General features: G+C 63.2%; 21 protein-coding genes. 10 read left to right on the top strand and 11 right to left on the bottom strand.

Translation table 11 applies throughout. The features are described from left to right. Nucleotides 1-28 precede the first annotated feature (28 nt). Genes Q4G14_RS05105 through Q4G14_RS05095 form a run of 3 tightly spaced genes read left to right on the top strand, consistent with a single transcriptional unit; the run spans nucleotide 29 to nucleotide 3,098 of the window. Nucleotides 29-1,108, top strand: a complete 1,080-nt coding sequence (locus Q4G14_RS05105) for a phosphatase PAP2 family protein (RefSeq protein WP_303360643.1) — start codon at nucleotides 29-31, stop codon at nucleotides 1,106-1,108. Beyond that, a complete protein-coding gene (locus Q4G14_RS05100; RefSeq protein ID WP_303360642.1) occupies nucleotides 1,099-1,362 on the top strand; it encodes a hypothetical protein in 264 nt (87 codons plus the stop codon). Before Q4G14_RS05105 ends, Q4G14_RS05100 begins: the two co-directional genes overlap by 10 nt. Further along, nucleotides 1,359-3,098 (top strand): hypothetical protein, encoded by a 1,740-nt coding sequence (locus Q4G14_RS05095; protein ID WP_303360641.1) that lies wholly within the window; start codon nucleotides 1,359-1,361, stop codon nucleotides 3,096-3,098. Before Q4G14_RS05100 ends, Q4G14_RS05095 begins: the two co-directional genes overlap by 4 nt. Before the next feature lie 706 nt (nucleotides 3,099-3,804). On the opposite strand, the gene Q4G14_RS05090 is transcribed toward Q4G14_RS05095, so the two are convergent. The 7 genes from Q4G14_RS05090 to Q4G14_RS05060 form a co-directional block, all read right to left on the bottom strand. After that, nucleotides 3,805-4,443, bottom strand: a complete 639-nt coding sequence (locus Q4G14_RS05090; RefSeq protein WP_303360640.1) for a membrane integrity-associated transporter subunit PqiC — start codon at nucleotides 4,441-4,443, stop codon at nucleotides 3,805-3,807. Nucleotides 4,444-4,447: 4 nt separating this feature from the next. After that, a complete protein-coding gene (locus Q4G14_RS05085) occupies nucleotides 4,448-6,508 on the bottom strand; it encodes an intermembrane transport protein PqiB (RefSeq protein ID WP_303360639.1) in 2,061 nt (686 codons plus the stop codon). A gap of 24 nt (nucleotides 6,509-6,532) precedes the next feature. Further along, nucleotides 6,533-7,180, bottom strand: a complete 648-nt coding sequence (locus Q4G14_RS05080) for a paraquat-inducible protein A (RefSeq protein WP_303360668.1) — start codon at nucleotides 7,178-7,180, stop codon at nucleotides 6,533-6,535. Nucleotides 7,181-7,224: 44 nt separating this feature from the next. Beyond that, nucleotides 7,225-7,899 carry a paraquat-inducible protein A gene (locus Q4G14_RS05075; RefSeq protein ID WP_303360638.1) on the bottom strand — a complete coding sequence of 225 codons (675 nt, stop codon included), beginning with the start codon at nucleotides 7,897-7,899 and terminating at the stop codon, nucleotides 7,225-7,227. A gap of 135 nt (nucleotides 7,900-8,034) precedes the next feature. Beyond that, on the bottom strand, nucleotides 8,035-9,825 hold the full coding sequence (locus tag Q4G14_RS05070; RefSeq protein ID WP_303360637.1) for a sensor histidine kinase: 1,791 nt from the start codon (nucleotides 9,823-9,825) through the stop codon (nucleotides 8,035-8,037). Nucleotides 9,826-9,861: 36 nt separating this feature from the next. Then, nucleotides 9,862-10,452: an RNA polymerase sigma factor gene (locus Q4G14_RS05065; protein ID WP_303360636.1), complete on the bottom strand. Its 591-nt coding sequence runs from the start codon at nucleotides 10,450-10,452 to the stop codon at nucleotides 9,862-9,864. Then, nucleotides 10,449-10,601, bottom strand: coding sequence for a NepR family anti-sigma factor (locus tag Q4G14_RS05060; protein ID WP_303360635.1), 153 nt, complete (start codon nucleotides 10,599-10,601; stop codon nucleotides 10,449-10,451). The genes Q4G14_RS05065 and Q4G14_RS05060 overlap by 4 nt, the downstream gene beginning before the upstream one ends. 103 nt (nucleotides 10,602-10,704) lie before the next feature. Here Q4G14_RS05060 and Q4G14_RS05055 point away from each other — a divergent pair, with 103 nt between their 5' ends. Next, nucleotides 10,705-11,508, top strand: a complete 804-nt coding sequence (locus tag Q4G14_RS05055; protein ID WP_303360634.1) for a response regulator — start codon at nucleotides 10,705-10,707, stop codon at nucleotides 11,506-11,508. A gap of 1 nt (nucleotide 11,509) precedes the next feature. Here Q4G14_RS05055 and Q4G14_RS05050 read toward each other — a convergent pair whose 3' ends face one another. From Q4G14_RS05050 to Q4G14_RS05035, 4 genes are all read right to left on the bottom strand, one after another. Then, nucleotides 11,510-12,394 (bottom strand): YihY/virulence factor BrkB family protein, encoded by an 885-nt coding sequence (locus tag Q4G14_RS05050; protein WP_303360633.1) that lies wholly within the window; start codon nucleotides 12,392-12,394, stop codon nucleotides 11,510-11,512. Nucleotides 12,395-12,463: 69 nt separating this feature from the next. Beyond that, nucleotides 12,464-13,174, bottom strand: coding sequence for a DNA polymerase III subunit epsilon (gene dnaQ, locus Q4G14_RS05045; RefSeq protein ID WP_303360632.1), 711 nt, complete (start codon nucleotides 13,172-13,174; stop codon nucleotides 12,464-12,466). Then, nucleotides 13,167-13,754 carry a dephospho-CoA kinase gene (gene coaE, locus Q4G14_RS05040; protein ID WP_303360631.1) on the bottom strand — a complete coding sequence of 196 codons (588 nt, stop codon included), beginning with the start codon at nucleotides 13,752-13,754 and terminating at the stop codon, nucleotides 13,167-13,169. The genes dnaQ and coaE overlap by 8 nt, the downstream gene beginning before the upstream one ends. Beyond that, nucleotides 13,751-14,605 (bottom strand): shikimate dehydrogenase, encoded by an 855-nt coding sequence (locus Q4G14_RS05035; protein ID WP_303360630.1) that lies wholly within the window; start codon nucleotides 14,603-14,605, stop codon nucleotides 13,751-13,753. The genes coaE and Q4G14_RS05035 overlap by 4 nt, the downstream gene beginning before the upstream one ends. Before the next feature lie 487 nt (nucleotides 14,606-15,092). On the opposite strand from Q4G14_RS05035, the gene Q4G14_RS05030 reads away from it, so the two are divergent. The 6 genes from Q4G14_RS05030 (at nucleotide 15,093) to Q4G14_RS05005 (ending at nucleotide 21,428) form a co-directional block, all read left to right on the top strand. Further along, entirely contained in the window at nucleotides 15,093-15,539 is a 447-nt protein-coding gene (locus tag Q4G14_RS05030; protein ID WP_303360629.1) for a CopD family protein, read from the top strand. 121 nt (nucleotides 15,540-15,660) lie between these two features. Further along, a complete protein-coding gene (gene rho, locus Q4G14_RS05025) occupies nucleotides 15,661-16,932 on the top strand; it encodes a transcription termination factor Rho (protein ID WP_303360667.1) in 1,272 nt (423 codons plus the stop codon). An 11-nt stretch (nucleotides 16,933-16,943) separates the two neighbouring features. Next, nucleotides 16,944-18,197 (top strand): tRNA uridine-5-carboxymethylaminomethyl(34) synthesis GTPase MnmE, encoded by a 1,254-nt coding sequence (gene mnmE / locus Q4G14_RS05020; RefSeq protein ID WP_303360628.1) that lies wholly within the window; start codon nucleotides 16,944-16,946, stop codon nucleotides 18,195-18,197. Between the two features lie 11 nt (nucleotides 18,198-18,208). Further along, a complete protein-coding gene (gene mnmG / locus Q4G14_RS05015) occupies nucleotides 18,209-20,065 on the top strand; it encodes a tRNA uridine-5-carboxymethylaminomethyl(34) synthesis enzyme MnmG (RefSeq protein ID WP_303360627.1) in 1,857 nt (618 codons plus the stop codon). Then, the gene (gene rsmG / locus Q4G14_RS05010; protein ID WP_303360626.1) at nucleotides 20,062-20,649 is read left to right on the top strand and encodes a 16S rRNA (guanine(527)-N(7))-methyltransferase RsmG; all 588 of its coding nucleotides are present in this window, start codon (nucleotides 20,062-20,064) and stop codon (nucleotides 20,647-20,649) included. Before mnmG ends, rsmG begins: the two co-directional genes overlap by 4 nt. After that, entirely contained in the window at nucleotides 20,646-21,428 is a 783-nt protein-coding gene (locus Q4G14_RS05005) for a ParA family protein (RefSeq protein WP_303360625.1), read from the top strand. Before rsmG ends, Q4G14_RS05005 begins: the two co-directional genes overlap by 4 nt.

Here is a 21,428-nt window from a genome sequence, read left to right as displayed (position 1 = left end):
CGTTCCTGGGGGCAGGGCAGGTGCATATATGTCGATCCTGAACGCGAAAAATGCGAAAAACGCCAAGAATGCAAAAAATGCCAAGGCATTGGGCGATGATGCCCTTGCAGACAGCCTGCTGGCCGAAGCCTTGCTGCGCGCCCGTGATGGCATTGTCGGATCGGTTCAGATCACCGGACAGACCCCCGGAACTCCGGCTCTGAATCAGGGCGAACGGCTGGCGCGTCTTTCTGCCGATCATCGCGGTGCGGTTGTGATCGCCGAATTGCTAGAGGATATGGCCTTTGAATCCGATCCCGGCGCGGGGTCGCCCGTGGCGGGTGCCGCCCGCTGGCTGCGCCGGACGGCGGCGGGCGGTCTGGCACCGCTGGCCGAATTCATCGCCCCCAAAGCCACGGATTTCCAGCGCGCCATTCCCCTGGTCGGGGGATATGCCGATCTGCGCGACGACCGCATGGCCGAGATTCTGGCCCAGACCACCGACCTGAGACCGTTCTTTGCCACGATCCTGCCACTGGAAGCCGAACGCAGCCGCCGCATCGGCGACCTGCTGTCGATCGCGCTGGATCTGTCGGATTGCACGGTGATGCGGGTCAAGCTGGCATTGGGCTGCCCGCGACCCAACCAATTTTCCAACCGGATTCAGCCTGTTATCAACACGCCCGCCCATGGCGCCTTTCCATCGGGCCATGCGACGCAGGCCTTTCTGCTGGCCACGCTGCTGACGCTGCTGGACGATCCGGGGGCTACGCTGGCCGCCGACAGCCAGTTGTTCCGCATGGCCAGCCGCATCGCCGTGAACCGCACCGTCGCCGGGGTGCATTACCCCGCCGACAGCGCCGCCGGGGCGATGCTGGGGGTGGTGCTGGGGCGCTATCTGGCGGCGCGGGCGGATCAGGCCGGACAGGCGGGCGGCGTTCGGATGGACGGCAACGGCTGGGGGCAGGGCGACCAGCCGCGCGATTTCCACCTGGGCGAGTTTGCGCAGATGATGACCGGCAACGACCCTGCCGCCGCATTCACCCCCGCCAGCCCGGTGCGCCCCGCGCCGCTGTGGGGCTGGCTGTGGGCGCAGGCGCGCAAGGACTGGTCCGACAGATGGAGCTGAAGCCCGGCGCCACCCTGACCTTTTCCCCGCCGCAGCCGGCATTTGCCGGTCACGCGCCGGGCATGTCGCCCTATGTGCATCGCTGGCTGGACCTGCGCCACAGGCTGACCGATCCGGGCGGCGATGCCGCGCCCGTTTCCGCCCAAACCGAAGCCGCACTGCGCGATCTGATCGACAGCGCGCTGGGCCTTGATCGGGGAGACGGCCGCTTGGCCCCCGGCAGCGATCTGACCGCAACCGGGTCCGCGCCGTGATTGCGCAGGCCATCGTTTCGGCCTTTTCCGCCTTTCTGGCCGATCCGGGCGGCCTGTTGCCCGCCGATGCGTCAAGCGATGATCCGGGGAATGAAAGCTGGGGCACCGCCAGATCGGGCGATTTTCTGAGCGATGCGGCTCTGCCCGATGATCCGACCCGCGCGGCGATCATCGCGGTGATCGACGACGCCATTCCCTTTGCGCATCAGATGCTGCGGGCGGGCGATCACAGCCGGGTTGCCGCGATCTGGGCGCAGGATGCCCGGCCCGGCCCCGGCGGCGGGCTGCCCTTTGGCCGCGAATGGCGCGGGCAGGGGATCGACGCGCTGCTGGCCCGTCTGCGCGACGGCACCCTGCCGGACGAAGATTCGCTGTATCGCACCGCCGGAGTGCTGGATTACGGGCGCGGGCTGCGGCCCTCGGCCGGTTATACGGGCGGGCATGGCGCGGCGGTGGCGATGCTGGCCGCCGGTTTCGCCCCCGATGACCCGGCGGGTCGCGATCATCCGGTGATCGGCGTCAGCCTGCCCTCGAAACTGACCGAGGACAGCATGGGCGTTTCCGCCCCGCCTTATATTCTGGCGGCGATCCTGTTCGTGGTGCTGCGCGCGCGCCAGCTTTGCCGCCAGACCGAGGAACGGCGCGGGCTGGCACCGGGCACGGTGCGGATGCCGCTGGTCATCAATATCAGCTATGGCCTGACTGCCGGGCCGCGTGACGGTTCTAGCCTGCTGGAGCGGTTCATGGATGCGCTGTCACACTCTGGGCCGCACGATCTGGGACCGATCCGCTTCGTGCTGCCGATGGGCAATCACCGGCAGGCGATGCTGTGCGGGCGGCTGCGGCGCGGGCAGGGACTGACATGGCGGCTGCAACCGGGCGATCACACCGACAGCGCCGTAGAGATTTGGGGGCCGCGCCTGCCCGCACCTCCGACGCGCCCCTTTGTGCTGCATCTGGCCGCGCCGGGCCAGCCGCCCGTGCCGACCAGCTTTACCGCCGATGGTCAGATCAGCCTGCTGCGCGACAGCACCGGGGCTGAAATCGCCCGCGCCTATTACATGGTGCAGCGCAGCGGCGATGGCCGCATCTGGCGCGAGGGGATCATTCTGATCGCCATGCCGACCAGCCCCGACAGGCCCGGCGCCCCCTGGGCACCGCCGGGCGACTGGCAAATCCGCATCGACCCGCAGGCCCGCAACGGCATTTACGAGATCAGCGTGCAGCGCGACGAAGCCGTGCCCGGCTATCCGCGCGAGGCACGGCAAAGCACGCTGATCTGCCCGCATTACCAGATTTTTGACGACACGGGCCGGATGCTGCCCGACGATCCGCCGCGCGGCCGGTCACGAGTGCGGCGGCGGCAGACGCTGAACGCCTATGCGGGCGGCACGGAAATACTGCGGGCAGGGGCGGCGCAACTGCATGGCGGGGCAGGGACCGGCTCGATCTACAGCGGGCTGCTGAGGCGCGGGCGCAACGGCGACATTCAGGCCGTGGCAGACCGCAGCGGCGCGGTGTCGGGCATTGCGGTTGCCGGGCGCGACAGCGGATCGCTGCGCATCACATCAGGCACTTCGCTGGCCGCGCCACAGCTTGCGCAATGGCTGGCGGGGCAGATGGCAGCCGGCTTGCGGCCTGCGACTCGGGATGTTGTTATTGCATATGCTGCATCGAAATTCCCGCCTGCCACGGTGCCGGTGCTGCCATACCGACCGAAATTTCCCGAATACTGACGCAGGATCGCGCAGACATAACAGTCGTATGACACCATCTGCGCGAAATTTTTTCGCTTCCCCTGCATTTTTCACGCCCAGCGGCCGGTTTTTTCACGCTGCATTCACGCCCACCGTTCACAACAGCATTCATGGCAAAAGACGGAACGCGGCCAAATCGCCAAGGCCCATACCGTCACAGACATCAGGGGGGTCGGATGCCATGACGGATCGGAGAGAGGATAATGTTGTCATTGCCGCCCTCAGGGCGTTGTGCGCGGCTCCTGGGGGGATCGTCAGCGATACGGCGACGCGCGCAGCGGGGCAACCACGGGTGGCATATACCGGACAGACGGGGGCATGTGTCGCCGCCGACCGCCCGGATCTGAACGATTACCGCAGGGTTATGCGGGAAAATACCGTGCTGACCGATCACGCTGAAATGTTGGCTTGTGCGCTGGGGGCCTGCCCAAATTGTTGGGGCACGATTCCAGATTGTGAAGATTGCGGCGGTGTCGGTCGGCCGGGGGCCTTTAACCCCGACCCGGATATGTTCGCCAGATTTGTCAGGCCGGTCATTAACCGGATGAATCTGGCTGCCTCTGGCCGGGGCGCAAAGCGGCGGCCCGGTAAAAATCGTCCTATGGGTTATTCCGCGTAATCAGTGCCTCCTCAACCATTTCACCCACAGGACAGGGGCGGGCGGCCAGCAGGTCGCCCGTTTCCGTTACAGCAACGGCGGCAGGTCGAACGGATCGGTGGCCGCGGGGCGGCGGGTGACAAAGCTGCTGCCCGGCCCGCCCAGCGTGGCGATCTGCCGGGCCAGTTGCGTGATTGCCGCCGATTGCGCCAGCGAAACCGCCCCCGGCCCCGACCCTGACAAGGGCACCACAATATCAAAGCTGCGCGCGTGATTGCCGCCCGCCGCGCCGGTTTCATCCGAAACGTAATAGCTGCCCGCCAGACGATAGGTGCCGTTTGCCTGCGCCAGTGCCCGTTCCACGCGCACGTCGATCTTGCGGTCGGGCGTGGTCATCAGGGGCCACGGCTCGGCGATGACGGTGGCACCGGACAGTTCAGAAATCGACCGCGCCAGCACCAGCGTAAAGGCGCGCTGCGGATTGTCGGCCCAGATATTGCGCGGATTCGACCGCACCGCGCCATCGGGCGTCTGCCACGCGATTTCATCATGCGCCGCATATTCGGGCAGGGAAACATCGCGCAATTCGGCGGCACCCAGCCTGTTGGGCAGTTCGCGCGCAGCCGTAGGCGGATCGACCAGATAGCGCGCGGTCTTTTCCGGGTCGGAACAGGCAGCCAGCAGCATCAGCAGCGCGACCAGCGGGGCAAGGGCGGTTCGGATCATGCGGTCATCGTCCCAGAATAAAGGCGCGGGGGTTGCGTTCAATGGTGCGCGCCAGCGAACCGAACGCCGCCGTCGCCCGGCGCAGTTCGCGCAGCATCGTCACCGCTTCGGTATTGAAGGACGAGCGGTCGCCATAGGCGGCGATCACCGCCTCGGCCCGTCCGGCGGTCTGTTGCAGGCGCTGGACAAGCTGCGGCAGGTCGCGCACGGCCACCGCCACTTCGTCCGCCGCGACACGGGCCGACCCAAGCGCGGCATTCAGGCTGCCTGCGGCATTGCCATCGCGCAGATCGTTCAGCAGCCCGGACGCCGCCTGCAAGGTATCCGACAGATGGCGCGGCAGTTGTTCGGCATCCTCGGACCCCAGCATCACGCGCAGATCCTGCAAGATACCCTCGGCCTGCGCGCTGATTTCGGCAAAGTTGAATTCCTCGATCCTGGCCGCCGCACGGTCCATCTTTTCGATCATGTCAGGCGCGTTCGCCGCCGCCTCGCGCAGCGATTGCGCCGCAGCGGATGCCTCGGACAGCAGGGTGTTCAGATTGTCCACCGCGCCGCTGCCTTTGAAATCCTGCACCATGTCGCGGATGTCAGAGGAGGTGCTTTGCGCGTCATCCAGCGTGCGGCGCAGGGTTTCGGGGATGGCGCGCGTATCGGGACTGCTGGCCAGATGAGTGATGCTGTTCATCATGTCAGTGGCGGATTTCAGCACCTCTTCGATGGGCAGATTGCCGATGCGCGACAACATCCCCTGCGCCGTATCGCTGAAATCCGACAGATCGCCGGAAACCGAGGGGATGATCGGGTAAGGATCGCCCGCCATATCCAGGGCCAGAGGCTGCTGCGGGGGTTCGGGCAGTTGGAACAGTTCGATCATCAGCGAGGCGCCAAGAAAGCCGGCACTGGCCGGGCGGGCGCGCAGGCCCTGTTCCACGGCGGATGCGATGAACGCCGTCACCTGATCGCCGGTCGCATCGGGGGCCAGACCCAGACGGGCAGGCGACAGCGCGACCGTGACCTGCTGGAACACCTCGCGCGCCTGACCGGGCTGATCGGTCCTGACCCGGACCGACAGATCGGTCACACGCCCGACGCTGAGGCCCTGAAACTGCACATCGGCCCCGCGCTCCAGCCCGCGCACGCCCTGTTCCAGCAGCAGCGTGAACCGGGGCTGGCCGGATTCGTCACCGGCAAAGATATTGCTGCGCGCCGCGTCCTCATCAGCGTTCAGCGCAAAGACATGGCCGCGTTCGACCGGCCTGCCGCCGCTGACGAAAGTGCCGAACTGGATGCCCCCCTGCAACAGCGACGCCAGCGAGTTGACCCCCACCGACACCCCTTGCGTGCCAAGGCTGACCGATACGCCGCCGCTGTCCCAGAACACGCTGGCCGTGGTCAGCCGCCGATCATGGGGCGCCTCGACAAAGACATCGGCCTGCACGCCCTCGCCATCGGGCGAGATGCGCAGGTTTTCCATCCGCCCCACGGGCAGGCCGCGATACATGACCGGCGCGCCTTCGGACAGGCCCTCGGCATCGTCGGTCTGCACGATCACCCATGTGCCCTTGGCGTCGTCGCGCGTCAGCGGTGCGCGGTCCATCCCGATGAAATCGCTGCGGGGTTCGGTGACATCGGCATCCCAATAACCTTCGATAAAGGCCCCGGTCAGCACCGTATCCAGCCGGGTGATCCCCCGCGCCGTCACCTGCGGGCGCACGATCCAGAATTCGGCCTGATCGTCGATATATTGCGCCAGATCGCGGTCCACCCGAATATCGACGATGACGGATGACAGGTCTTCGGTAAAGCGCACCGCCTCGACCTTGCCGACGTTGATTTCACGGAATTTCAGCGGGGTTTCGCCCGGATTGATGCCGGTGGCGTCGCGAAAGGCCACATGGATCAGCGTGCCCCGGCCCATATAGCTGTTCCAGCCGATAGCCAGCGTCACGATCAGCGCAAGGATCGGCACCAGCCAGATGATGTTCACCCCCGCCTGCGCCGCACGACGGGCAGTGCGGCGAACCGGGCTGGCAGGTTGCAGGGGGGGAGGTGTGTCGGTCATGCAGGTCCGCGCGGGTTGTCGGTGTCAGGTGCTGCGGGTTCGCAGCGGCAAACCACGCCAGATCAGTCGCGGATCAAAGCTTTGCGCCGAAAGCATGGTAAACGCAACAGAAAGCGCGAAACAGACCGCCGCCGGGCCGGGATGGATCGAGGCGACAAAGCCAAGCTGCACCAGCGCCGACAGGATCGCCACCACGAAAACGTCGATCATCGACCAGCGGCCGATAAATTCGACCACCTCGTAAATCTTCAGCCGCAGATGCGCGTCATGCACGGTGGCAGGGCGCCCCGCCACCAGCGCCAGCCAGGCGATGGCGATGAACTTGCCAATCGGCACGATGACCGAGGCAACAAAGACGATGATGGCAATGTCGTAATTGCCATGTTCGATCAGTTGCACCACGCCGCCAAGGATCGTCGCCTCGCCGCTGCCTTTCAGCCCGGCAAAGGTGCGGGTGCTCATCATCGGGTAAAGGTTGGCGGGGATGTAAAAGATGATCCCGGCGGCCATCCACGCCCAGACGGCGGCCAGCCCGCGCCGGTCGGGCCGCACCAGCGTGGCGTGACAGCGGCTGCACTGATCCTGATCCATCGGCCAGACGCGCCCGCAACTGCGGCACCCGATCAGCCCGGCGCGGCGCGCGGTCATCACCGGCGCGACGGCATCGGCCATATCCGGGCCGCCATCGTGGTCATGGTCATGGGGCAAGCTATCGCTCATCCGCGATCACCGGGGGCAGGCAGGGCGTTGCCCTGTTCGATGGCATCCCAGACGGTGGTCTGGCACATGAAGGCGCGGGCAGCGACATTGACAAAGATCAGCCCGCAGAACGCCCAGAAGGCCGGGCCAAGATGCACGCTGGCCAGCCCCGCCACCTTGACCAGCGCGACCGATGTGCCGATCACGAAGATTTCCGCCATCGACCACGGGCGCAGCGCCTCGGCCATGCGGAAGGCGTCGGCGGCATGGGCATGGGGCCGGTGCCCCTGCGCCAGCGGCATCAGCGTGTATAGCAGCAGAAACGACCGGAACACCGGCAGGGCGATAATCATCGCCAGCACTGCCAGCACCAGCGGCAGCAACACCCCGTCGGCAAAGGCCAGTGCCACCCCGAACAGCGATGTGGCATTGCCGATCCCCATGCGCGAGATTTCCAGAAACGGAAAGAACACCGCCCCGATCAGCAGCACGATCGAGGTAAACGACAGCGCGATCAACTGCACAAAGGCCCCGGCGCGCGGCCGGGCCAGCACCGTGTTGCAGCGGATGCAGCGGGCGGTTTCGCCTTGATCCAGATCCTCTTCGATATGCAGCGCATCGCAGCGGGGGCAGGCGATCAGCCCCCGTCCGGTCGAAAGATCATAAGTCGGGTTCGCCTGCGTCGCATCCATGCCGCAAACATAGCTGCGCCCGTGCCGCAATCAAGCCGGGCTTTGGTGTGTTTTTTCTGCCATCTGACATCCGGGGCCAGCAGCGGCATCGCCAAGGCCCGGCCGCGCCGCCGCAACTGACGGCAGCCGCCGTGGTTAATGCCGCGATCCTTCGCGCGGGGTCGAGGTCAGCACCACCTTGCGCAGATCACCCGCCTCGGGGGTGTTCTGGGTATCGACGCGGAACAGCAGGCGCAGGAAATAGCGGTGGCCTTCGATGCCGGTTTCAGCCTCGCCGTCAAGCTGGGCTGAAAATGCCTCGATCAACTGACTGCCAAGACCAGTGCTTTCGGCATCAATGATCGCATCGCCCATGGTGTTTTCAACCGAAAACAGCGCCCGGCCCGGTTCCGGCACCGACAGCGTTACCCGCACCGTGGCCGCATCCGCGCCGGGGGGAACGCCCGCATATTTCAGCGCATTGGTCACAGCCTCGGTCGCCAGCAGCGACAGGGGCACCGCCTGATCGGGCAACAGCGTCAGCGGCTGAAAATCGGTTTCCACCTTCAGCGCGGTGCCCGGCGCGACCGAGATATTCACCATCTGGTTGATGATGTCACCGATCAGCCGGTCGGCGTTCACGGCATCCAGATGTTCAGCCTGATACAGATTGCGATAGATCGTCGCCAGCGCCGCCACCCGGTCCTGAACGGATCGCAGAACCCGCTTGGCATCTTCGTGGTCGATCATCCGGCTTTGCATGTTGATGATCGAGGCGATCAATTGCAGGTTGTTCTTGACCCGATGGTGAACCTCTTTCAACAAGACGGTTTTTTCGGCCACCGCCTCTTCCATCGCTTCTTCGTCGCGGATCAGAATGCGGGCCATATTGTGAAAGGTCTGGCTGACATCGGCGATTTCTGCCGGGGCGTCGCGCAGCACCGGCGGCGGGGCATCGCGGTTGCCGATGGCAAACCGGCGCATCTGCCCGCGCAATTCGCGGATATGGCGCAGAACCAGCCGGTAAACGGCGAAATAGGACACCAGCAGCGACACCGCCCACAGCGCAATCGGAATGGCGATGGCGGCCAGGCGCGTTGTCTTGAACCCGGCAATACCGGCGGTCTGCGGGCTCCAGCTGCCAAGGGCGTAAACGAGACCGGGCACCACGGTGACGACGGTAAAGGCACGCTCTTCGCCGGTGCTGGTGACATCGCGGAAGGTGGCGTCGGTATTGCCCAGCAGATCAGTCAGCGCCATGCCACGCGGCAGAATGCCCGACACGTCCTGATCGAAGGGCCGATCCAGCGTCAGCACATCGCCACGGACGGAAAAGGTCAGAATGCGGGCACCCTCGGTGCCGAAATTCAGCGAATGGGTGGAATACAGCAATTCCTTGGACAGGCCGACGACAACATAGCCGATCAGTTCGCGGTCGTTATACAGCGGCTGCGCCACCACGACGACAGGACGCCCGGTAATGCCGCCACGTTCCAGCGAGGTGACAACGGTGCCGGGACTTTGCAGGAAAAGCTGGTAAGCCTCTGATCCGCGAAAGTCGATCGGCCCCGTCGCATTCGACGAAGCACAGCCGGACATCCCCGACAGTGGCACATAGGCGGCAGAAATGAACGTCGCGCTGCGTTCGACAAAGCCGCGCATCACCTCGCTGCACGCGGCGGGGCTGGCGATGGTTTCCAGCACCGCCGGACCCAGCGCATCGGCGGCCCCCAGCGCACCTTGCAGCAGCGCGCGTTCCCCCGCTGCCGCCGAAGCGGTGCGGCCCAGCAGCGCGATTTCGGCGCTGCGTTCAGCCTCGCGCAGCAGATGCAGGGTCTGCACCAGCGAAATCAGCCCCAGCGGCAGAATGGCCACCGTCAGCAGGGTGGCCAGACGAAAGCCCAGACCCTTGGTGAATTCCAGCCTTTCGCGTAACGCCCTTAACACGCCAGACCGTCCCCCGTCTTTTGTTGCGCCCTGCGGTCAGCGGCTGACGGGCTGGTTCGTGGCCATTACCGCCAAGGTCGCACGGTCGGTCATTTCCAGTTCCTCGCCCTCGTCCAGCTGCAACAGCTCGGCCAGGCGGCGGCGGCCCCGGTTTGCGCGGGATTTCACCGTGCCGACGGCCACGCCGGTCATACCAGCGGCTTCTTCATAGGAAAAGCCCGAGGCCCCGACAAGGATCAACGCCTCGCGCTGTTCGTCGGGAAGCTGGTCAAAAGCGCCACGGAAGTCGCGCATGGCCAGACGGCCATCATGTTCCGGGCGGGTGGCCTGACGGGCGGCGTGAATGCCGTCGCTGTCAGACACCTCGCGACGGGTTTTACGGCGGGCGGAATAGAAATTGTTGCGCAGAATGGTAAACAGCCACGCGCGCAGATTGGTGCCGGGCTGGAATTTATCCATATTCGTCCACGCCTTGACGATGGTGTCCTGCACCAGATCGTCAGCCGCGGCCCCTTCGCGGGTCAGCGACAGCGCAAAGGCGCGCAGCGCGGGCAGATGTTCCACCAGCTCATCACGCGGGTCGGCGGCGTTCGCGGCCTGATCCGGCCGTCGGGTCGTTCCGGTCATGCCTGATCCTGTTCCCGCAATTGCTGAAGAAGCTGAAGCAGTTTGTCGGGAACCTGCTGCTGCACATCCTGTTCATAGGTGCGGCGCAGATTTTCGTCGATCTGCTTTTCAAGGGCGACCCGCCGCCGTTCATCGCGTTTGGTTGGCATAAGTTTGTTAGTCCTGAAATTCTTGTGCGCACCTTGCCCAACATGTAGGAGCCTGCCAAGGTTCCCGACGGACCACAAAATTCTCAACAGGGGTCAAAGCACCATGTCTTCCGCAGATCTTGCCCAGTCCATCGGACGCGAACTGCCCTATCTTCGCCGCTATGCTCGCGCCCTGACCGGCAGCCAGACCGCTGGCGACAATTATGCGGCCGCGACGCTGGAGGCAATTCTGACCGACCGTTCCGTGATCGAGGGCGAATCCGACATGCGGATCGGTCTGTTCCGCACCTTTCACGCCATCTGGCAATCCAGCGGCCAGCCGGTGGAAAACAGCCTGGGCGACAGCCGCGAGGCGCGGGCACAGGCGCATCTGCGCGGCCTGACGCCCAATTCGCGCGAGGCGCTGTTGCTGAAAACCATCGAAGAGCTGCGCTATGACCAGATCGCGCGGGTGATGCAGATCGAACAGCCCGAGGCCGAGGAACTGATCCAGATCGCCCTGAACGAAATGGGCCGGGCGATCCGTGGCAAGGTGATGATTATCGAGGATGAAACCATCATCGCCATGGACCTGAAAGGCATCGTCCAGACCATGGGTCACGAGGTAACGGGCGTGGCCCGCACCCATACCGCCGCCGTCGAACTGGGCGCGGCCAAGCGGCCCGATCTGATCCTGGCCGATATTCAGCTGGCTGACGGGTCGTCGGGCATTGATGCCGTGAACGATCTGATGGGCACGCTGGGCGATGTGCCGGTGATCTTTATCACCGCCTTCCCGGAACGGCTGCTGACCGGCGACCGGCCCGAACCGGCCTTCCTGATTTCCAAGCCCTATTCCGAGGAACAGGTGCGGTCTGCGGTATCGCAGGCGATGTTCTTTGCCTCGACCGAGGGGATGGACGCCTGACCTAGCCCTGCTTTGCCGCCGCCAATGCGCTTTGCCGGGCCTGACGGGCGGCACTGATGCGGCGGCGGCGGGCGATCTCGACATTGATGAGCGCGCCCAGCAGCACGGAAAACCCGGCCAGATAGAACCACATCAGCAAGGCCACCACCGCACCGATCGAACCATAGATGCGGTTATAGCTGTTAAAGCTGCTGAGATAGGCCGAAAACGCCATCGAGGCCGCCGCCCATGCCAGTGCGGCAAACAGCGCCCCCCATGTAAAGATCGGTGTGCGCGGGGTTTTGACGTTGGGGCCATAGCGATACAGGATGCCAATGGCCACGATCACGATCATGAACATCGCCACCCAGGGCAGGGCCGTCACCAGCCATGCCCGCAGCGGGCCAAAGGTCATGAAGTTGATGATGATCGGCACGATGACGATGGTGGCCAGCCCCATCAGCACCACGCCGACGATGGCCAGCGTCAGCCCATAGGCCAGAATAAACCCAAAGATCGTCGAATGCGACCGCACCCCATGGGCGGCGTTCAGCCCGCGCACCAGCGCGTCGATGCCCGCGCGGGCGGCAATGGTGGCGATCATGAACGATACGAAAGACGCCCAGCCGATATTGGTGCGCCCCGCTGACAGCAGGGCGTTGATTTGCGTATCCAGAATATCCTGCGCGCTGTCGGGGATGAATTCATGCGCGACATTCATGTATTCGTTGATGACATTGGGATCGAACCACAGGCTCCACAATGCGATGATCGCGGCAAGGCCGGGGAACACCGCGAACATGGCGTAAAAGGCCACGCCCGCCGCGATCAGGCCCATATGAATCTTGTCGATCCGTTCGCCGATGGCAGCGATGAACGCCCACAGATCACGCAGCAGATTCAGCACCTGTCCCCCGTTCCGGCTGTTGCCGCCAAGATGCGGGCTAATGCCGGGGGGCGCAACCCCGGCGCGATCCTAGCCGGGCATCCATCGCCGCCAGATCGCGTTTTCGCCCAGCTTGGACACGAATTCGGCATGGGCAGCGGATTCGGATTCGGTCAGGCGCGGGGGCAGGGGGGACGGGCGTGGGCCGGCGGGCATGGACGCGACTGGCGCGGCGATGGTCTGTTCTTCGGATTTCTGCGGCTGCGGCGCGAGGATCAGGTCGGGCTGGCGGCCACCGATCAGTTCCAGATAGACTTCGGCCAGCAGGTGGGTGTCGATCAGCGCGCCGTGCAGGTCGCGGTTGGAATTGTCGATGCCAAAGCGGCGGCACAGCGCATCCAGCGAATTGCCCGCGCCGGGGAATTTCGCCCGCGCCATGGCCAGCGTGTCGATCATCCGGCCATTATCGAGCGGCGGCTGACCAATGCGGCGGAACTCGGCATTGATGAAGCCAAAGTCAAATCGGGCGTTATGGGCGATCAGCTTGGTGTCAGGGCCGATAAATTCTATCCAGCGGGCGGCGATCTGGGCGAATTTCGGCTTGCCGCGCAGAAAATCATCGCCAAGGCCATGAACGGCGAATGCCTCGGCCGGCATTGGGCGTTCGGGGTCGATGTATTCGTGAAAATGTCTGCCGGTGGGCAGGTGGTTCAGCAACTCGATCGCGCCGATTTCGACGATGCGATCGCCCTTGTCAGGTTCGGTGCCGGTGGTTTCGGTGTCGAAAACGATCTCACGCATGGGTAATGTCTTGCAGGATCGCATCCACAGCGGCAAGGGCGGATTCGGGCGTATCGGTCGGGATGACCCAACGGGCACGGGTGCGGCGTTCGGCATCGGTCAACTGGCGCGACAGGATCTGGTTCAGCATCGCCTCATCCATGGTGCCGCGCGACAAGACGCGGGCGCGCTGGGTTTCTGCATCAACGGATACGGTGGCCGTGCCATCCATATCCGCATCAGCGCCCGTTTCGAACAGCAGCGGGATGTCGAACAAGGCCACCGGCGCATCAGGATGGGCGGCCAGAAACCCCGCCCGGTCATGGCGCAGCAGCGGGTGAACCACGGCTTCGAGCCGGGGCAAAAGCGCCGGATCAGCCGCCAGTGCGGATTTCAGCGCAGCGCGGTTGATGCTGCCGTCGTGGGCCGCAGCGGCAGGGACCAGCGTGATGACAGCGGCGACGGCGGCCCCTTGGGGGGCGTAAAGGCGATGCACGGCGGCATCGGCATCCCACACCGGCACGCCGCGATCTGCAAACATCCGGACAGTGGTGGATTTGCCCATGCCGATGCCGCCGGTCAGACCCAGACGGAAGGTCATGACAGCGCGGCGTCGCGGGCGGCCTGGTCGATTTCGGGCCGGGTGCCGAACCAGCGTTCAAAACCGGGCGCCGCCTGATGCAGCAGCATCCCCAGCCCATCGACGGTGATGCAGCCGCGCGCCCGCGCCTCGGACAGGAAGGGAGTGTCGAGGGGGGTATAGACCAGATCGGTGACAAGGGCAGCCGGATCGAGCGCGTCCAGCGGAACCCGCAGCGCTTGTTTGCCATCCATCCCCAGCGAGGTGGCGTTCACCACGGTTGCCGCGCCATCCAGCATGTTTCCGGCCTGCGCCCAATCGTAAACGACGATGCGCGCGCCAAATTCAGCCTTGATCTGTTCCGAGCGGATGCGCGTGCGATTGGTAATCCGCAATTCCTGCACCCCGGAATCCAGCAGCGAGGCGACCACGGCCCGCGCGGCCCCGCCCGCACCCAGAACCGCCGCCGGGCCTGTGGCCGGGTTCCAATCGGGCGCATTCTGGCGAAGATTGGCAATGAAACCGTAACCATCTGTATTATCGGCATGAATCTTGCCATCGGGGCGAAAGATCAGGGTGTTTGCCGCGCCGATCAGCGCCGCGCGGTCGGTGACGACATCGGCCAGCGTCAGCGCCGCCTCTTTATGCGGAATGGTGACATTGACGCCGACAAAGCCGGTGCGGGGCAGGATGCGCAGCACCTCGGCCAGATGTTCGGGCAACACATGCAGCGGCACATAATGGCCGGGGATGCCATAGCGCGCCAGCCAGTGCCCGTGCAGACGCGGCGAACGTGAATGCGCAACCGGCATCCCGATGACGCCTGCCAAGGGGATGGCGGGCGATGGCGTGGTTGATTCGTCGTCGCTCATGCTTGGGTGGCCGCCATGTGATCTGATCGTGGTCAGATTAGACGGCGTAAGGTTTTGGGGAAAGGGGGTCTGTGGCCAATGTGCCTCATCTGTTGCACAGACGGCTCGGTTTTTTCGGCCTGTGGATAAGTCGGTGGGGAAAGCCGCGTGGCGTGCGGGGATCAAACCCGGTGCGGCAAGGGGCTGAGGATAACAGGGCAGGTCATAACGGGAACGCGAGGCAGTCTTCCACAGGTGGACAACCAGGCAGACCAACGATGGCTGGCTGTGGATAGGGACATCATGGCGATTTTATCCACAGGGTTATACATAGTTAATTTATTGATATTTAAAGAATTTAGAAGGTGTCGTGGGAAATTTTTAGCGGTTCCCGTAATCGGGGATAAGATCGGGTGAACGGCAGTCATCCCGTTATCCCCAAGACCTATAACATCATCATTCCTTTCTTCTTCTTTTTATTCTTTAAGAGAGCGAAACGGAGGGTCGGATGAGCAGTCTGCTGGCGACGATATATCCTTGGGTGAAATCCCTGCATGTGATGGCAGTCATCGCCTGGATGGCAGGGTTGTTCTATCTGCCGCGGCTGTTCGTCTATCATATCGAGCGCGGGCGGCAGAGCGGTGAACCGGCGGACAGCTTTGTCATCATGGAGGACAAGCTGCTGCGGATGATTATGCGGCCCGCGATGGTCACGGCCTGGCTGGCGGGGCTGACGCTGGTGCTGACGCCGGGCATTGTCGTGTGGTCGATGGCATGGCCATGGGTCAAGGCTGCCGGGCTGCTGGGGATGACCGGGTTTCATCTGTGGCTGGAACGGCAGCCTGCGGCGATTGCCGCCGGGCGCGGGCTGAGCGGGCGGGGGTATCGGATCGCCAATGAATTGCCGACGCTGTTCATGGTTGCCATTGTGCTGGCGGTGATCGTCAAGTTCTGAACCGTTGACTTGGACGGGTTTGACGTCTATAGGCAGTCGACCCCGGCCGTCCGGTGCGGGATTTTCCTTTGACATGACATGACTGCACGGGCCGTTAGCCTGTGCGATTGCGGGTAAGATGATGAGTGCCGAACGGCTGAACCTGTCCGATCTGAAAGCGAAAAGCCCGGCTGAGCTGCTGGCATTGGCTGAAGAATGGGAAATCGAGAACGCCTCGACCATGCGTAAGGGCGAGATGATGTTCTCGCTGTTGAAAGAACATGCCGAAGATGGCTGGGACATCGGCGGCGATGGCGTGCTGGAGGTGGTGCAGGACGGGTTCGGCTTTCTGCGGTCGACCGAGGCAAACTATCTGCCCGGTCCGGATGATATTTACGTCAGCCCCGACATGATCCGGCAGCATTCCTTGCGCACGGGTGACACGGTTGAGGGCGTGATCCGCGCGCCGGGCGAGAATGAGCGCTATTTCGCGCTGACCAGGGTGGAACGGATCAATTTCGAAGACCCAGAGAAGGCGCGCCACAAGGTGGCCTTTGACAACCTGACGCCGCTTTATCCTAATGAACGGCTGAAAATGGAGATCGAAGATCCGACGATCAAGGATCGCTCGGCCCGGATCATTGATCTGGTTGCGCCTATCGGTAAGGGGCAGCGGTCGCTTATCGTGGCGCCGCCGCGGACGGGTAAGACGGTGCTGTTGCAGAACATCGCCCATTCGATCGAGCGCAATCACCCGGAATGCTATCTGATCGTTCTGCTGATCGACGAGCGGCCGGAAGAGGTCACGGATATGCAACGCTCGGTCAAGGGTGAGGTGGTGTCCTCGACCTTTGATGAACCGGCAAGCCGTCACGTCGCCGTGTCGGAAATGGTGATTGAAAAGGCCAAGCGGCTGGTCGAACACAAGCGGGATGTGGTGATCCTGCTGGACTCGATCACTCGTCTGGGGCGCGCGTTCAACACTACCGTGCCGTCTTCGGGCAAGGTTCTGACCGGCGGTGTGGATGCCAACGCCTTGCAGCGGCCCAAGCGGTTCTTTGGTGCGGCGCGGAACATCGAGGAAGGCGGGTCGCTGACCATCATCGCTACGGCGCTGATCGACACCGGTAGCCGCATGGATGAGGTGATTTTCGAAGAGTTCAAGGGCACTGGGAACAGCGAAATCGTGCTGGATCGCAAGGTTGCCGACAAGCGTGTGTTCCCGGCCATGGATATTCTGAAATCCGGCACGCGGAAGGAAGAACTGCTGGTCGATGCCAAGGATCTGCAAAAGACCTATCTGTTGCGGCGCATCCTGAACCCGATGGGCACCACCGATGCCATCGAGTTCCTGATTTCCAAGCTGAAGCAGACCAAGACAAATTCAGAATTCTTCGATTCGATGAACGCCTAGACGGGGCTGGAATGGATACGATTTTTGCTGAAGCCACCCCCGCCGGACGCGGGGGTGTTTCCATTATAAGGATCAGCGGGCCGGATGCGCGGCAGGTGGCCGAGGCTCTGGCTGGTCCGTTGCCCGAACCGCGCCGGGCTGAACTGCGGGCGCTGCGGGAAGGTGGCGAGATGCTGGATCAGGCTTTGGTGATCCGGTTCGATGCCGGTGCCAGTTTCACCGGCGAAGCTGTTGCCGAACTGCATCTGCATGGTGCGCCGGTGGTTGTCAGGCGGCTGGAGGCAGCTTTACTGCGGCAGGGTTTACGGCGCGCTGAAGCGGGCGAGTTTACCCGCCGTGCTTTTCTGAACGGTCGTATCGACCTGGCGGCGGCCGAAGGTTTGGCTGATTTGTTGGAGGCCGAGACAGAGAGCCAGCGTCGTCAGGCGATGCAGGCTGCTGGTGGGGCCTTGGGGGCCAAGACGGAAAGTTGGCGGCAGTTGCTGATCCGGGCCGGGGCTTTGGTCGAGGTCAGCGTTGATTTTGCGGATGAAGATGTGCCAGACGCGGTTCCGGCAGAGGTCTTTGATCTGCTGGATGAGCTGCGTGATGATATCGCCGCAGAGATATCGGGATTTCCGGCGGCCGAACGTTTGCGTCAGGGATTTGAGGTGGCAATCGTCGGGCCGCCGAATGCCGGAAAGTCCAGTCTGTTGAACAGGATTGCGCGGCGGGATGTGGCTTTGGTCTCTGATCTGGCGGGGACGACGCGTGATATTATCGAACTGCGGCTGGATCTGAAGGGGTTGGCGGTGACGTTGCTGGATACGGCGGGGTTGCGGGATACCGATGACCAGATCGAGGCCATGGGCGTTCACCGTGCCCGCGAGCGGGCAGAGGCTGCTGATCTGCGGATTCACCTTTCTGATACGGGTGAGCCGGATTCAGATCTTTATCGCGACGGCGATCTGGTGGTGCAGGGCAAGGCTGATCTGGGTGGGTTTGGTGTGTCCTCGCACAGTGGGCAAGGGATTGCAGAGATGCTGGATGATCTGCATCGGGTTTTGTCTGACCGGGTTGCTGATGCCGGGCTTGCCAGCCATGCCCGGCAGGCCGAGGCGCTGATTGAAGCAATGGCAGCGTTACATAATTTACGTGGCTTGCCGCCGGAAATGCTGGCAGAAACGATCCGGCAGGTGTCACTTTCCCTTGATCGGCTGGTTGGCCGAATCGGGGCAGAGGATTATCTGGATGTTATCTTTTCATCCTTTTGCATCGGCAAGTGAGGCTGTTTCACGTGAAACATTATGATGTGATCGTTATTGGCGGTGGTCATGCTGGCATTGAAGCCAGTGCCGCAGCTGCGCGTATGGGTGTGACCGTTGCGCTGATTACCATGCGCAAGGATGACATCGGCACCTTGTCCTGTAACCCGGCCATTGGCGGTTTGGGCAAAGGCCATCTGGTGCGCGAGATTGATGCGATGGACGGGGTGATGGGTCGCATCGCAGATCGCGCCGGTATTCAGTTTCGCCTTTTGAACCGCAGCAAGGGGCCTGCTGTCCAAGGTCCACGGGCGCAGATGGACCGCGCCTTATACCGGCAAGAGGCGCAGCGGGTGATGCAGGAACAGCCGGGGCTGACCATTATCCATGACGAGGTAACCGGTCTGCTGGGGGCGGATCGCGTGCAGGGGGTGTCGCTGATGCAGCAGGGGGAGCTGTCGGCTGATGCGGTGGTTCTGACGACTGGCACATTCCTGAACGGTGTCATCCATATCGGCACGGAAAGCCGGTCGGCGGGGCGGTGGGGCAATGATGCCTCTGTCGGTTTGGCTGCCGATCTGCGGCGTTTTGATCTGCCGCTTGGTCGCCTGAAAACCGGCACACCGCCGCGGCTGGATGGCAGAACCATCGACTGGGATGCGGTCGATCTGCAACCCGGCGACAGCGATCCGGTGATGTTTTCCTATCTTAGCACAGCCCCTGTGGTGCGTCAGATTTCCTGCGGTGTAACCCATACCAACGCCACAACGCACGAGATCATCAGGGCCAACCTGTCCCGCTCGGCCATGTATGGCGGCAAGATTTCTGGCCGTGGGCCGCGCTATTGTCCCTCGATTGAAGACAAGGTGGTGCGCTTTGCCGAAAAGGAATCGCACCAGATTTTTCTGGAACCAGAGGGGCTGGACGATCACACGGTGTATCCGAATGGTATCTCGACCTCGCTTCCGGCCGATGTGCAACTTGATTATGTGCGCAGCATCCGGGGGCTTGAGAATGTTTCGATAACCCAGCCGGGATATGCGGTTGAGTATGATTACGTTGACCCGCGCGCACTGGAACCCACCCTCAGGGTGAAATCTGTGCCCGGTCTTTATCTTGCCGGGCAGATCAATGGCACCACCGGCTATGAAGAGGCGGCAGCCCAGGGGCTGGTCGCTGGCCTGAATGCGGCGCTTGCCGCGCAGGGCAGGGCGGGCGAGGTTTTCAGCCGGACGGACAGCTATATCGGTGTGATGATTGATGACCTGACGACGCGTGGCGTCAGCGAACCTTATCGCGTTTTCACCTCGCGTGCGGAATTCCGGCTGACTCTGCGCGCCGATAACGCAGATCGGCGCCTGACGCCGCGCGCAATCAAGATCGGTTGCGTCACGCCGCAACGTGCGTCGGCTTTTGAACAGCGCGAAGACCTCTATCAGCGGGCACGCTCGCTGGCGGATGAGGCTATCTTCACGCCGAAAGAACTGGCAAATATGGGCTTTCATGTCCGGCAAGACGGTCAGAAGCGATCTGTTTTCGCTTTGCTGGCGACCCCGGATCTGGTTGGCGACCGCCTTTCAGACCTATGCCCCAGTCTGGCTGATATGCCCGCCAAAACGCTGCAACAGGTCAAAAATGATGCGCTTTATCATCAATATATGGAACGCCAGTCCCGCGATGCTGCACTGCTGCGCCAGGATGAGGCAGTGGACCTGACAACCATCAGTGATTACAGCAACATCCCCGGCCTGTCTGGTGAATTAACGGCGAAACTGTCCGACACGCGCCCGCAAACACTGGCCGCCGCCGCCCGGATCGAGGGGATGACCCCTGCTGCGCTGACACTTTTGCTGGCCCATAGCCGCGCCGCCAAACGGGCAAGCAGATGAGTGTTTCACGTGAAACAAGTGAACGGCTGACGGCTTATGCCACCCTGCTGCGCAAATGGAATGACCGCATCAACCTGATCGCACCTTCTACCGTGCCCGATCTGGAACGGCGGCACATCGATGACAGCCTGCAATTGGCCCAACTGGCCCAGCCAACCGGCGGCCTTTGGGCAGACCTTGGCAGCGGCGGCGGCCTTCCCGGTTTGGTGGTGGCAATCGCCAGTGCTGAAACGGCAACGCGATTCGTTCTTGTCGAAAGCGATCAGCGCAAATGCGCCTTCCTGCGATCTGCAATCCGTGAACTTGGCCTCGAAAACACCACGGTCAAGAATACGCGCATCGAAAGCCTGTCTCCGCTCAATGCCGATTATATCAGCGCCCGCGCGCTTGCCCCGCTTGACCGGCTTGTGCCATATGTAGGGCGGCACCTGAAACCCGGCGGACAGGCGTGGCTGATGAAGGGCGAAAACTGGCAGGCGGAACTGGCAGCCGCAGGGCTGGATCCCGCGACACAGATCACACCCTACGCCAGCGAAACCCAGCCGGGTGCCGCCATTCTCAAGCTGAGCGGGATACCGACATGACCAACCGTATCATCGCCATTGCCAACCAGAAGGGCGGTGTTGGCAAGACCACGACAACCGTCAATCTGGGCGCTGCACTGGCCGACGCCGGGCACGAGGTGGTGCTGATTGACCTTGATCCGCAGGGAAATGCCTCAACCGGCCTTGGCATCGGCCCGGATCAGCGTCAGGTCACAACCTATGATCTGCTGGCTGGCACCACCGATCTGGACAGCGCCGCCCGTGCCACCAGCATGCCTCGGCTGTCGATCGTGCCTGCGACGGCGGATCTGACCTCAGCCGATGTCGACCTGTCGCAAACCCCGGATCGTGTGCGCCTGCTGCGCCGCCAGATCGCAGCGGCGCGGGGCAACCGGATCGTGCTGATCGACTGCCCGCCTGCGCTTGGCCTGCTGACGGTGAATGCGATGGTCGCTGCCGATGCCATCCTTGTCCCGCTTCAGGCCGAATTTTATGCGCTCGAAGGTCTGTCCCAGCTTTTAGCCACGGTGCGTCAGGTCCGCCAAAGCGCCAACCCTGAACTACGCATCAATGGCGTGCTGTTAACCATGTCCGACGGCCGCAATAACCTGTCCCAACAGGTCGAGGCCGATGCCCGCGCCACCTTGGGCGATCTGGTCTATCAGACCGTCATCCCCCGCAATGTCCGCGTGTCCGAGGCGCCGTCTTTTGCACAGCCGGTCCTGCATTACGATCCGCAATCCAAAGGCAGTCAGGCCTATCGCGATTTTGCCCGCGAATTTGCCGCCCGGCTGCATCTCAACTTGCAAGAGGCCTGA

Source organism: Paracoccus sp. (in: a-proteobacteria), from assembly GCF_030538755.1.
Classification (GTDB): Bacteria; Pseudomonadota; Alphaproteobacteria; order Rhodobacterales; family Rhodobacteraceae; genus Paracoccus.
The sequence above is the reverse complement of the archived record's forward strand: the minus strand, read 5'-3'. Positions and strand labels throughout refer to the sequence as shown.